Origin of the sequence: Rhizobium favelukesii, from assembly GCF_000577275.2 — a bacterium.
Classification (GTDB): domain Bacteria; phylum Pseudomonadota; class Alphaproteobacteria; order Rhizobiales; family Rhizobiaceae; genus Rhizobium; species Rhizobium favelukesii.
This window is the reverse complement of sequence record NZ_HG916855.1, coordinates 856,375-869,132: the sequence shown is the minus strand read 5'-3', so window position 1 is coordinate 869,132 and position 12,758 is coordinate 856,375. Positions and strand designations below refer to the sequence as shown.

11 protein-coding genes and 1 pseudogene are annotated in these 12,758 nt (G+C 59.2%); 5 read left to right on the top strand and 7 right to left on the bottom strand.

Annotated features, from left to right (window positions below; translation table 11 throughout):
• Positions 1-323 precede the first annotated feature (323 nt).
• The 5 genes from LPU83_RS67650 to LPU83_RS67630 all read right to left on the bottom strand — a co-directional run bounded on the left by LPU83_RS67650 (position 324) and on the right by LPU83_RS67630 (position 5,629).
• On the bottom strand, positions 324-632 hold the full coding sequence (locus LPU83_RS67650; RefSeq protein WP_231052137.1) for a hypothetical protein: 309 nt from the start codon (positions 630-632) through the stop codon (positions 324-326).
• Between the two features lie 101 nt (positions 633-733).
• A complete protein-coding gene (locus LPU83_RS67645; protein WP_037068948.1) occupies positions 734-2,116 on the bottom strand; it encodes an IS701 family transposase in 1,383 nt (460 codons plus the stop codon).
• A 246-nt stretch (positions 2,117-2,362) separates the two neighbouring features.
• Entirely contained in the window at positions 2,363-2,848 is a 486-nt protein-coding gene (locus LPU83_RS67640; RefSeq protein WP_024319298.1) for a BA14K family protein, read from the bottom strand.
• Between the two features lie 678 nt (positions 2,849-3,526).
• Positions 3,527-4,720 carry an IS91 family transposase gene (locus tag LPU83_RS67635; protein ID WP_040680937.1) on the bottom strand — a complete coding sequence of 398 codons (1,194 nt, stop codon included), beginning with the start codon at positions 4,718-4,720 and terminating at the stop codon, positions 3,527-3,529.
• Positions 4,721-4,723: 3 nt separating this feature from the next.
• Positions 4,724-5,629: a tyrosine-type recombinase/integrase gene (locus tag LPU83_RS67630; RefSeq protein ID WP_040680778.1), complete on the bottom strand. Its 906-nt coding sequence runs from the start codon at positions 5,627-5,629 to the stop codon at positions 4,724-4,726.
• Positions 5,630-6,211: 582 nt separating this feature from the next.
• Between LPU83_RS67630 and LPU83_RS67625 the strand changes: the two genes are divergently transcribed.
• Complete coding sequence (locus tag LPU83_RS67625) at positions 6,212-6,652, top strand: MarR family winged helix-turn-helix transcriptional regulator (protein WP_024319266.1); 441 nt, start codon at positions 6,212-6,214, stop codon at positions 6,650-6,652.
• Positions 6,653-6,660: 8 nt separating this feature from the next.
• Here LPU83_RS67625 and LPU83_RS67620 read toward each other — a convergent pair whose 3' ends face one another.
• On the bottom strand, positions 6,661-7,071 hold the full coding sequence (locus LPU83_RS67620; RefSeq protein WP_024319267.1) for an ester cyclase: 411 nt from the start codon (positions 7,069-7,071) through the stop codon (positions 6,661-6,663).
• Between the two features lie 410 nt (positions 7,072-7,481).
• On the opposite strand from LPU83_RS67620, the pseudogene LPU83_RS67610 reads away from it, so the two are divergent.
• Positions 7,482-7,649, top strand: a pseudogene (locus LPU83_RS67610) (aminoglycoside phosphotransferase); the annotation flags it as partial.
• Positions 7,650-7,937: 288 nt separating this feature from the next.
• On the opposite strand, the gene LPU83_RS67605 reads toward LPU83_RS67610, so the two are convergent.
• Complete coding sequence (locus LPU83_RS67605) at positions 7,938-8,912, bottom strand: DUF2332 domain-containing protein (protein WP_258579877.1); 975 nt, start codon at positions 8,910-8,912, stop codon at positions 7,938-7,940.
• A 758-nt stretch (positions 8,913-9,670) separates the two neighbouring features.
• Between LPU83_RS67605 and LPU83_RS67600 the strand changes: the two genes are divergently transcribed.
• The 3 genes from LPU83_RS67600 to LPU83_RS67590 all read left to right on the top strand — a co-directional run bounded on the left by LPU83_RS67600 (position 9,671) and on the right by LPU83_RS67590 (position 12,752).
• Positions 9,671-10,468, top strand: coding sequence for a lytic murein transglycosylase (locus tag LPU83_RS67600; RefSeq protein WP_024318545.1), 798 nt, complete (start codon positions 9,671-9,673; stop codon positions 10,466-10,468).
• 865 nt (positions 10,469-11,333) lie between these two features.
• A complete protein-coding gene (locus LPU83_RS67595; protein ID WP_141652618.1) occupies positions 11,334-11,732 on the top strand; it encodes a hypothetical protein in 399 nt (132 codons plus the stop codon).
• A 351-nt stretch (positions 11,733-12,083) separates the two neighbouring features.
• Positions 12,084-12,752 (top strand): LuxR C-terminal-related transcriptional regulator, encoded by a 669-nt coding sequence (locus LPU83_RS67590; protein WP_024318543.1) that lies wholly within the window; start codon positions 12,084-12,086, stop codon positions 12,750-12,752.
• The last annotated feature ends 6 nt before the right edge of the window (positions 12,753-12,758 follow it).

Sequence of the window (12,758 nt, the reverse complement as noted above, 5' to 3'; positions counted from 1 at the left end):
TTTGACCGTAGGCGAGACGCGCCAGCGATCGAAGCGGTATTCGCATTGAACAGCCAGGTTCGTCGCCGTGCTGGCGCAAGACGCGCTCGCCGTCGGGCGTGCCTTTGGCTGCCGCCGCTTCCGGGGCTGGATTAAAGGGATACGAACTACAACTGATGTCAAACCATCGAGAGGATCGCTGTGAGTCATGACCGCAAGGGGGCCGCTTCCGGACATATCAGACCTTGAGCGTTTGCGCCAATTGCGGTCAAGACTACATGGCGACGTCACGGCAAGGCAGACGTGAAGAGCGGCTTGCTTTCTATTTCGCCGTCGCGGCCGGATCAGTCCGGTTCACCAGGCTTTGCAGGTATGCGCAAAACAAGAAAGCGGTGATCGTCCTCTGTCCTCGGCGTTGCCGAGAAATCCTGGCCGACCGTACCCAGCGTGGTCATGATCAAATCACATGCGACATCGCGAACTGGCTTCGACGCTGCCGGCAGGACGTCAAGCATGAATTCCTCCATGACCGGCTCGGTCGCGCTCTTTGATGCCTCGGCCTCGGGGGCGTCGCGGTAGAGCGGCGCGGCATCGCTGAGCGCGATCCGAACGGATGCCTCCTCGCATTCCGAGCGGAGGAACGCATGGACCAACGATCGAAGTCTTTCGAATGGAGGCCTCGATCGGTCGCTGAGTATCTCCGCCAGCATTTTGGTCGTCTGCCGCCTTTGCTCTCTAAGCTCGACTTTGTACATTATGCAGCGAAGCAAAGTGCTTGTGTCATCCGCTTGAGGCGGCTTGGTTGAGTTTCAGGAATGTCCGGGTCTGGCGGGTGCTGTCGATAAATATCCTGATCCCACAGGATCATGCGAACCGCACCGATGGCATCGGAGAAGGTGAACTCTGTTTTCTTGTACCAGGCGGCGGCATAGGGAAGGACGCCATGACCGAGCAGATCGCATGCCCAGAGTGTGACGAGGCTGTAGAGCGCCAGCAGCGACGGGGTCGTGCGCATGATGGCTTTGTCGTTCCACTGCCGTTGGGTTTCCACGCCAAGATGCGCTCGCGTTTCGGCGAAGGTGACCTCGATCTGCCAGCGCCGAACGAAATAGGCAATGATCTGAGCGGGCTCAAGGTTGACGTTGGTGCTCATGAACGCCTGGGGTTCACGACGGCCTGATGGATCGCGAACGAGAACCCAGCGAATTGGTCTTGGGGGCGTTCCACGCCGATACCAGAGGCCGGTTCCTGATGTGACATCAAGGGTTTTGTCGGTTTGCTTGCCGTACCAGGACGATGCGACGATGCGCTGCCACTCGGTCTTTGCGTCTTTGAGGAGCGTTTTCAGTTTCGGCAATGGCCTGCCTTTTTGCGCCGGTCGCCCGAGCGTATGTTCGTGCCGTTGATCTGGTGGAGCAAAGAGACTGGCATCCAGACGCAACCGCGTGATGAGAGTGGCCGTGTCGGGAAGAGCCGCAGCCAGTGTATGAACGGCAAAGCTGCTATCGCCGACAAAGATGATTTCGCGGCCCGGCAGCCAGCGGCAAAGCTGCAAGACGCCTTGCCTTGCCCAATCAGTCAGCAGCTTGTGCTTTCGGCCCTTCTTCTGATCATGGCGCTCAGAGGGACACAGGATCGTCAGCACCGGCAGGGCTTTAATACATTTTGCCCATGGGACAGGTGAAAGAACCATGAAGCTCAACCATCTCAAGCCGCTGGCTTTGACAAAGTGGCCATGGCTGGAGCGCACCGGGTCACGATAAATTCCACGCGCGGCGATGCGTTGGCCCCAACGCCGTTCGATTGTATCATCCATGCCAATCACGACAGGGCCCTCGGGCACGAGCCGGGCAACAATGATGGACAGCAGACGGGCCGCCAACGTGCGAGGGTTCCAGCGGGCTCGGTTGAGGAGTTGATGATAGGCGGCAAAATTACTTACCTCCGCGCGTCCGGTGATGCGCAGGCAGGCCGTCACCGTTCGCTTGCCAGGCGAAAGGAGCGCACCCATCACCAGGACCAGCAGATGCTCCCAGCTTGGCGCGGTAAACCAGAAACGAAACGGCGACAGCCATTTGCGAAGGATGTGGGGGACCGCGTCTCCCGGCTCACGGCTACAATCATGTTGTTCGCTCATCCATTCGTTCGAATCCGATCAAACGAATGGCGCAAGGCCGGGACCCTGCGGCGAATTGATTCACCCAGGGCTGCTCAGATGCCCCCGAAATCACCACCGATTTTGTACAAAGTCGAGCTAAGAACTGTCCCTAGAAGGCCGAGTGAGCAGCATAGGAAAGGCCCCAAGCTCTCGTCGAGCGACCGCTTCGGGCCGATAGAGACTTGGAACTGATCTCAATTAATGCCGAGCCAAGTACGCCCGCAATCAATAGTAGGGTGAGGCGCACGCGCGTCGCGAACCGTAGAAGGGCTGGAACGTGTTGTCGTAAGCTCTGTAGGACCGGTAGCGCGCATAGCACCAGCGCGTATGTGCGTTGCCGCCAGAATAGACCTGGCGGTAATAGCGCGGGGGCGCGTAGTAATGCTGACGGTAATAGGTCGGCCCGTAGTAGCCCTGATCGTAGTAGCTGGGGCCATAATAGCTCGGCTGCGCCAGCAATCCGCCGATAATTGCGCCCGTCGCGAGACCGCCGAGTGCCCAAGCCCAACCGTCGCCACCATTGTGGTGTCCATACCCGCGATAGCCGCCCCCGTATCCGCGATTGTAGCCGCCGCGGTAATGCCTGTACTGGACGGGCTGCGCCTCTGATACTTCGATCTTCGGCACGGCAACGGTGGGAAACGCAATGGCCGGCGGGACGCTCGTCAGCGCCGTCAACAGCGACAGGGTAACGATTGCTAACCTTTTCATTGGCTTCACCTTTCCTCTACAGCGCCCCGCGTCGAATACGGCGCGCAAGGACGCTGCAGCCCTTTAAATGAGCGGCGTAATTTTACCTTAGAATCGATTTTGATTCGAGGAATTATGCAGTCGCAGGAAGCTTTCTTTCAATAATGGCCCATTCACGGTGTCGCATCGCCCCGCCCGAAAAACGCAGTTTGTTGATCGCGAACGCTCGCCCCAAATTCTACCAGAATGGGCGGCGGGGCGGATCCGGGGCCGTCCGCCCGTCTGGACAACGCGATCTCTCTACAACTGCAGATTTCGTGAGTGCATGTTCCCTTAAATCGAGACCTGACCGCGTTCCCCAATGCAGACGGTCGGCTGCCAGACAGACGCGACCGCTTCGGTGAAGGGTTTCGGGTGCCGTCAGGCGTACGAAAGCCTCTCATGCAGGAACCCGCGGTCGGCATTCCGTGAGCTATGGGGTTTTGTGTATCGGATCTTCCGGCGGGCCGCTGCTCGCAGCGTCGCTTGTCGGTCCCAGCGGGTGAAGATTGGTGTTTTCGGGTGTGACGGCCGAGAGTTTCGTGGTGATTGGGAGAGCGTTTGGCCGGTTGGAAGCCAGCGCCATTCGGACTGGCGCAGGCCCTCCCGTTGGCCGGCTCTGTTTTGAGTGGACCATATGAATGGATCTGCCATGCCGGGTCATGACGCACTCTCCCGGTTCGTTGTTGCCTTATCTGGCGGTCCGCGCGGTTGCCGCCAGCGTTCGAACACCTTGACGACGATCATACGTCCGCCGCAGCATGGGCATGGCGGGCGGATATCGTTCGGCTCATCGGTTGCGTCGTCAGCGGGCGGCGGGACAGCGTTCAGGAGTTCGCGGGCGCGAGCGATGCTGATCTTTCGGGAGCTGCCGGCGAGCAGACCGTAATGCCGGATGCGGTGGAACCCGCGCGGCAGGACATGGAGCAGGAAGCGGCGAATGAACTCGACGGTCGCGAGCGTCATGATTTGCTGCCGGTCGCGGCCGTCGCGGCGGTAGTCCTTGTAGCGGAAGGTGACACCGGTCTCGTCGAACGAGATCAGACGACTGTTCGAGATGGCCACCCGGTGCGTATATCGTGACAGATAGGCAAGAACCGCCTCAGGTCCCGCGAAGGGCGGCTTGGCATAAACGACCCAACGCTTCTTTCGCACCGGCGACAGGTACCGTACGAATGCCCGGCGGTCAGTGAGATGCGCAGCCGAACCGAAGAAGGCGAGCCGCCCGGCATCGTGGAGTTGGAGCAGTCTCGTGAGGAACAAGCGCCGGAAGAGCTTGCCTAGCACACGCACCGGCAAGAGGAATGCAGGACGTGACGATATCCAGCGTGACCCATCAAGGGAGATGCCGCCGCTTGGCACGATCATGTGAACATGGGGATGATGGGTCATGGCCGATCCCCATGTGTGCAGCACGGCGGTCATGCCGATGCGCGCGCCGAGATGCTTCGGATCGGCGGCGATTGTCAGCATCGTTTCCGATGCGGCCTTGAACAGAAGGTCGTAGACGAGCGCCTTGTTGTAGAAGGCGATCGCGGCGATCTCGGCAGGCAGCGTGAAGACGACATGGAAGTATCCGACCGGCAAGAGATCAGCCTCGCGCTCGGCGAGCCATGTGCGTGCGGCGGCGCCCTGGCACTTCGGGCAATGCCGGTTCCGGCAGGAATTGTAGGCAATGCGCCACTCTCCGCAATCCTCGCAGGCCTCGACATGGCCGCCCAATGCAGCGGTGCGGCAGTGCTCGACCGCCGACATCACTTTGAACTGGGCCAAGCTGAGGTGTCCCCCATGGGCTTTCCGATAGGTCGGCCCGGCAACACGGAAGATATCGGCGACCTCAATCGAGGTGCGCATGGCTCAGCCGTCGGGCGTTTTGCCTTCCATCAGCGCCATCAGCCGGTCGAGGGGCCCTGCGACCGCGTGAATAGTCCGGGTGGAGACCTTCGCATAGAGCGCGGTCGTCTCCAGCTTGCTATGTCCGAGCAGAACCTGGATGACGCGGATATCGGTGCCATCCTCCAGAAGGTGGGTGGCAAAGCTGTGCCGTAGGGTATGCGGGCTGACGCGCTTGTGGATGCCGGCGACCTCCGCAGCTTCCTGAACCGCGCGATGCAGTTGCCGCGACGAGATCGGGTCGGTGCGACTGCGCCCCGGAAACAGCCAGCCATGAGGCAGCATCACGCCGCGCCGCTTTCCTTCGCGCCACCACAGTCGCAGCAGTTCAAGGAGTTGCGGAGAAAGCAGGGCATTGCGATCCTTGCGTCCCTTGCCTTGTTCAACGCGGATCAGCATGCGCGTCGAGTCGATGTCATCGACCTTGAGATGCGCGACCTCGGAGACGCGCAAGCCCGCGCCATAGGCCACGCCAAGCGCCGCTTTGTATTTGATGCCTGGCGCCGCCTCGAGCAACCGCGCAGCTTCCTCCATGCTCAGCACATCGGGTAGCTTGCGTGGATTGCGGGTTATCACCAGCGCTCGCGCCAGATCCCGCCGCTTTAGCGTCACCGCAAACAGAAAGCGTAGCGCCGAAACCGTGCCGTTGATCGTGGCCGGACCCACACCGTTCTCATGCTGATACAACTGGAAATGTCGTATGTCCTCGACCATTGCGGTGTCAGGGGTACGCCCAAGAAACGTGGCGAAGCGCCGGACATGACGGATGTAGTCCTGCTGAGTGTGGGATCCCAACCCTCGCATCACCATGTCTTCCTGCATGCGCTGGCGAAGCGGGGTGGTCGGGGCATCATTGGAGAAGCTGGCCATTGAACGTTCCTCTCGTTGAAGGGAACTCAATGGTCAGGCAACACCAACAGCCTGCCCAGAACTTCAGATAATCACACCAACCTCACCGCGCACGCCCTCCCGCGAAGCGGGTTCGTGCATGGAGCCAAAAGCGGAAATTATTGCCGCCCTACGCACATGTTGACTGAGGCCCAAAGCCAGGGCACAAAGGTGGCATCCACGGTCGCTCGCGATGGAAAAACAAAGGGAATTTCAAGGCGATTTCCATAAGCCATCGAAATCATGTGAGAATCAAGAGTCCCTAGGTAGTCGGATTTTATGCGTGCGGCCCCCTCCTTTGAAGAAGAAACTGCCTACCAAAAATCCTAAACTTTACAGCGACTTACCGGCTTGTTGAAGCAAGCTTGCCAGCGATTCCCTCCAATCTAAAACAAAGTTCGTAGCCGCGCGAAAAGTGGCTGGGACCCGATTATCGTGACTGCGGTTATTCGTTCTTCCGCTTCGCGCCAATTGCAGTCATTTCGGCTCGGGCATTTCGCTGAATGTCAGCGTCGGTGTATAGGTTAGGTGAATCGCACTCTCCAACATGGGCACGAACGACAGATGGCAGGTGATCAAGCCAGTTCTGGACAAGAAGATGCGTTGGCTCTTGCCGAAAACCTCCGTCGCACGCTCGGGAAATTTGTCCGTGGCATCCGATCCCAAGCAGATACGCCCACGACATCACAGTCGGAGACGCTCTCCCTTCTGGACAGGAATGGTCCCTTGAGTGTCGCCGAACTGGCAGGCCTCCGCAATGTCAGACACCAGAGCATGCGTCTGGTCGTCGGCCAACTGGAAATGGACGGGCTCGTCGGTAGATTGCCAAATCCTGCGGACGGGCGCAGCCAGCTCCTGTCCCTTACCGAGAAGGGCCAGGAGTCACTGTCCCGATGGAGGGAAGCAAGGGCCTCAAAGATTGCGGACTTGATTGAAGAAAGGCTATCCGATCGGGATCGGCAAATTCTCCGGGCCGCAATCGCCGTCATCGAGCGACTGGCATAGCGCCGACACTACACCTTCGCCAATGCAGCAAGGACATTCGACAAGCTGTTCAAGCCCCAGTGCTCTGCATACTTGCCCTCCTGAACCCGCACGATGTCGATGACGCTGATGGCGACATCCTTCCCCGTCGCTCGAATTCCCATCAATGTGCCCGAATGAATGCCGCTGATTGTTTTGCGGGTCGTCACCCTGTCTCCCTCGGCGATCTGATCATGGATCGTCACCTTCATGTCGGACAGGGCGGGGCGAAGGATGTTCTGGAAAGTGTTCCACATGCTTTGCGGGCCGTTCGGCATTCCCGACGGAGCGGCATGGTTCACGAAGTCCGAAGCCATCAACGCGTGGAATTCGTCCTCATTCCCGTTTTGAATGACCTCGATTTTAAAGCGGCGAACCACTTCCTTGTTGTCAGCGGACATGACTGATCCTTTGCCTGAAATTCTGTCACAAGAATATATACAGTTTAACTGTACATATTCTCGATCTAATCCCGGCTTTGCTCGTTTGCAAGCGTTGCGAAAGGGGAAATTTTCGATGCACTTTTGTTGCAGCCGAAGTCCGCTTAGGGCCGTGTAGCGACAAACCATGATATCGTTCGTCCGCCCATCACGGGCGACGAGGTGGAGGTGTGGCGGAGGTTCTGTCATGGACACCGCCGTATTGCGTCCCGATATCCATGGAACAAAGGTTCTCGTCGGTCAAAAGCGACCGCTTCAGCCAAAAAACGTGTGGACGATCCGGGTTCGGCTTGAAATGAGCGGGGCGATCCGAGAGTTGGCGCTCTTCAATCTCGCCATCGACAGCAAGCTCCGCGCTTGCGATCTCCTGAAGCAATGTCGACGTTCCCGACCTCGACCTGGTGCTGCCCGGCAACGCTGCCGGTCTCGACGACGGCGCGCACGACATCGCCGCGCAAGCGTCAGCCGCATGGGAAGCCGCCGTCTGCTGGCAGGACGAGTACGCCGTCAAGCGGCTCGCCGAAGTTCGAGCGGTCTGAGCAGTTTCGGCGGATCGATTGGCCGTATCGATGTCGGGACCTCCAGCGACCGCATTGCGCGCAATACGGCCGAACCTTCGCCCTCGCGGCAACGGCCGCCTCCCACCCCACGCAGTCCTTCGACGCTCATTTCGGCCGTTCTGCGGCTCAGGTGCCTGAACCAGCGGGACGCGCCATAAGGCGACCTTCATGGCGCTCCCTCAAAGCTGCCCTTCGCGCAACGGCTCGAGTCGGAACGTATAGCTGACCTCTGGCGAGCGGTTTGGAGACGTTGTCATTGCCAGCCGCCTACGCCGCGTCCGCGATCCATTCGAGCGAGGCGCCATGCGGGTCGGTCCAAGCGACAGGGGAGCCGTTCACAGATAGGAGAAAGCGGCCTGGCGGCCGGCTTTTTCCGGCGCACGTGGCGATGCACGGGAATACGCGAGGGAACTCGTTCGATACCCAATAGGGAGAGAGACGCATCACCTGCTCAGCGAAAGCCTCTCTGTCTGCGGGGTCGGAAACATAGTCGAGGACGGCTGTGTGAAAGACGACGAGGGTAGCATCCTTTGGAGCTTCGCTGCAGAGCCGCACTAGGTCGCTGCCGCGCAGGTCGCCCTTCAGCACTCGGGGCTTGACCGTGGCAGCGATTTTTACGGCCGCCCGCAGATTGGCGAGCCGCGCCGTCTGCTCTGGCCAGACCAGCGTCTCAAGCCATGCGACTTGCGAGGGGTCCGAAGCATCGATCGGGCTCAGGTCGAGTCCTGCCCGCCAGACGACCTGCGGTGCGGCCGCAGGCATCGGCGTTGTCTCACTGGCGGAACATCGGAAGACAGGCGGCTCCGCGGCCATCGCGGGTGCGCGGATCGCCTTGCGCCCGTAATCGTAGCTGTAGAGGTCGGGCATGAGGCAGAGGCCTGCGGAAGTCCCGACCTCCAGGAGGGCCAGCGGCTGCGGCAAGCGCGCCAGTACGGGGAGTAATGTGGCGCACCTTCCCGGCTCGTTGGTTTGCGTCGAGCGCTCGAGCATTAGTGAGCGGATAGCGTCGGCATTAGCCTGAAGCGCCTGACGAAACTCGTTCCATCCTGTCGGCGTGCCGAACAGGTGACGCACCGCGGCGAGCAGAAGGTTCGGTTGCCGCTTCACGTCCGGGAGGGTCGACAGGAAGCCGAGTGTTTCCCGGTCCCCAGCGACCGCACGAGCCAACTCCTCGTATAGCGGCGACCGACCGTGAGCCTCCGTATCGGCGAAGCGAATATATCGGGCTGAGATTTCAGCCAAGCCCTCCTCGCCCATATCCGCTGATCTCCGATCCCGACGTCTCGTCACAGTACACGATCCACGGATCAGATTGGAGCCAGGCGCGGCGTTTTTACACAAGTTCGACCCATTCCGGTCGTCAGGACGGCGGGTGTTACGCTTTTGCGGCAGCCCAATGCCTGAGCGCCTTCTCCGGTAATGATGCATATAGAAACGTCACGGACGCGCGATCAATCGCGTGATCCGAATTAGCGGTATTCCATGCCATCTTACCCTCTGTGCGCTTCTGCATTCCGCAATTTGGACAATGCAACCATGTGTCAACTGGTGGACCTGTGTAACAGTTAACTCACTGAAATTGTTTCGTTCGGATTTGAGGTCGCGAAGCACGTGGGCAATCCGATTCTCAGAACGATACCCGGCAAAGCAGGGACGCACTCGGGCGGGGCCTTCTTTCGGGCGACACGCCGGACAGCCTCCGAACGGCAGCACGTTGGCCATGCCGCCCGTTGGGGGGCGCGTTCGCTGACTTCATCCCGGAACATCGAAACCCCTCTCCACGGGCCTCTAGGTCGCGATCCGACCCTTGAGCGGTCATTCTGCGTCCTCCAGTTGTCTATGGTCCAATCGCCGTGACTGGCTTTATTTCGCACAATCGCCATTATTGATTTGGTCTCATTTCTCGAGCGAGCGAAAGCAACCATTTAGGCTTTCAGCAAGTGAAGGAGTGACGCCATGCGGCCGAATACATGATGGTTCAGGCACATTTGGAGAGCGACATGGTATTCTTTGCGAAAGGAAAGTTGATTGCTGCGGCGGGCGCCCTCGCCTTTTGCCATCTAACGTGCGTTGCTCAGGCGGCCTCATGCGGCAAAAGTGCTGCCGGGTTTGAACAGTGGAAAGTAGAGTTTGCCGAGACGGCAAATGCCGCCGGCGTCAAGGGGAAGGGTCTTGCTGCGCTTGCAGGCGCGAAATATGCCGTAGGAACCATCCAGGCCGACCGCTCCGTCAACAAGGCTTTCAGTGGCTCGGTCGGCGACTTTATGAGACGACGCGGTGGGTCCGCGATTATTTCCAAGGGCCGTTCGCTCAAGAGGGCAAACGCAGCACTCTTCGACAACATCGAGCGTAACTACGGCGTGCCCGCCGGGGTGCTGCTCGCCATCTGGGGCATGGAGACCGGCTACGGCGCCTCCATGGGCAACCAGAACACTGTTTCGGCAATCGTCACGCTCGCCTACGATTGCCGCCGCCCGCAATTCTTCGCGCCGCATGCGATAGCTGCGCTCAAGCTGGTCGACAGCGGCGCGCTGAGTGCCGGCTCGGTCGGCGCCATGCACGGCGAGATCGGCCAGACCGGGTTCTTGCCGGGGAACGTCCTGAAATACGGCGTCGGCAGCAGGAACATGCGCGACAAGCGTACCGCGCTAATGTCCACGGCCAACTTCCTCAGGGCGCACGGCTGGCGGGCCGGCGGGGGCTATCAGGGCAACATGGGCGCCATCGCTGGCTGGAACTCCGCGAGTGTCTATCAGCAGGCGATCGCCCGTATCGGCGAGGCGATCGACGGCAGTTAGATAGGTAGGCCTGCTTCCAGCTAACAAGCCGCCCTGGGCCGGCTCAGAATGCTATTAACGCTTGGCATTGCCGGGAGGTTCTAACTTCCGGAGGTGCTCCAGAACCAGCATCTCGAGCCACTCCGTCGTCGTCGGGCGACTTGCCTGCCAGCCTGACCCAGGCGCAATTGGCATTCAGCGTCGTCCATCTAATGCAGCGCGAACCAAACGAGGGACGACGCTCGGCCGAAAGGTGATCGCGGTACACAGCGAATTCGCCATGCCGCTGGTGCTTGGGCAAGCTCGCGTCTTTTTTGAGTCGTCCCCCCTGTTCCCAACCGATGTCAATTCTGGGACCTCAGATGCGATGTCGAGCAGAGTGCTCCGAACGTCCGCGTTGGATCGCCAAAAGCGGAAATAATTGCCGCTCCTCCCCCGTATTGACTGAGGCCCAAAGCCAGGGCACAAAGGTGGCATCCACGGTCGCTCGCGATGCGGCGCTCCGGTAGCCGCAGCTTCGCGCTACTCCGATGTCGCAATCTACGATCGCACGAAAATTGGCTGGGGACCCATTTGTCAGGGGCGAATTCTTCCGCTTTGAGCCCAAGAGCTGTTGTCTGCAGCCCGGTCGGCGCTGGCTCGTTTCGACCCATATCGGCTCTTGCCTTCGCGGGCCAGTGCCCCTCTAATGGCCAGCCAATAAGCAGGGCAGCCTCTCGATATGAGGCGGCTGAATCACTCAAGGCCCATCCTCAAGCCGTTATCCGCCAAGAAGCGTGATCTTGCGATTTCTGGCCTCGCAAAGAAATACGTATCGACAGCATCAAAAGCAGCTAAAACGGCATCCAAGAAGCCTCGCCAAACGGCAGGTGATGACCGGGAGCTTATGCACGAGGTCGCGGTAGCGATCCTCGACCACATCGATAAGTGCGGCGACTACACAAACAAGCTCATCGAGTTCGCCCGTAATGAACCTGAACGCGACGCCATTCGCGAGTGGTTTTCACGATACAGCAGGATCGAGTTCAACGGTACAGGCCAGAAATTCAGCTTCGTCAGGACGAAGCTATCAGACCGGACAAGTGCCGCTGCAAATGATTTCTGGACGCTCAAGGAGCCTCCGAAGCGCCGACCGTTCAGGTTCGCCGAACAGTTGGCGCGGCTCGTCGCCAAAGCTAGGCAGCAGCAGGAGGCTGGCGACAGCACGGACGACGCCCTCCTCAACGACGTCGAGGATGTGATGCACAACCATGGCATCCGTCTGTTCAAACAGACTGCGTTCTAGCCAGCTACGTCCGATTTCCACCCTTCCACGACGGATAGGAACCGGAAAGATCGACCCTTCTCTGCCTTCCGAACTGCCCTACGCCAAGTCGTGACCCGAAGCGGTCATATCACATGCTCGCTATTCATCGTTTCGGCGAGCACTGCGTGGCCGCGACCGCGAGGACGCGCCTGGTGCGTGTGCACCGAAAAGTCGCTTTTTCCCGCGGCCGCAGCATCGGGGATCGTTTGGTCGCACGGTCTTACGCCCACACTTATAACGGAATGCATTTTTGACTTGATACAACCGTTTGGTAATATCCTTGCGATGTATTTGAAATAAATAGATACTTCATTGCAAAGTGGACTAATCATGAGCTTGTTTAATTCCATTTCTCACGAACTCATCGATGCATGGCTGCAGTCAGATGAGATGGACGGTCCCGAAAGCCTGTATTCCAGAGTGCTGGCCAGCCTGAGTATCAAGATGGCGATCGCAGTCGTTAGCACCGATGCAGACGACCCCTACGACTGGCGTTTTCGCCGTATACAGGATTTCGGGTTCAAGAGTCGGATGCTGGATCGGCTGAGAGGGCAGCTTCCGAATGCCCGCCTGCGCGACCTTGACCGGTCATTCGTCGATGATGCAATTATTCCGACTTACTCGCGCGTCGTGGAGTTGCGGCGGCCGACGATCGATCTTGTGAAGACCAAGCTGATCGGCGTTCGCATCGGATACGAACGCCTGATATTGCCGCAGAAATGCAATGGTAAGCCGGGATGGTGCATCAGCCTGACGGAAGGCAGGTATTTTATCCCTCCGGGCCAGGAGATGAAGTTCGACATGACGGATGAGGGCATCATTCAACTGCTCATCGAAGGCCAAACCGCGAAGGAAATTGCAGAATTTCTCAACCTATCACCGAGGACCATCGAGCACCGTATCGACAAACTGAAGTTGCAGCTCGAAGCCAAGAATCTGGTGCATCTGGTGGCGAAACTGGTTGCCACCCAACTGGATCGCCGAACGTCTGCCAAGTAGGCAATA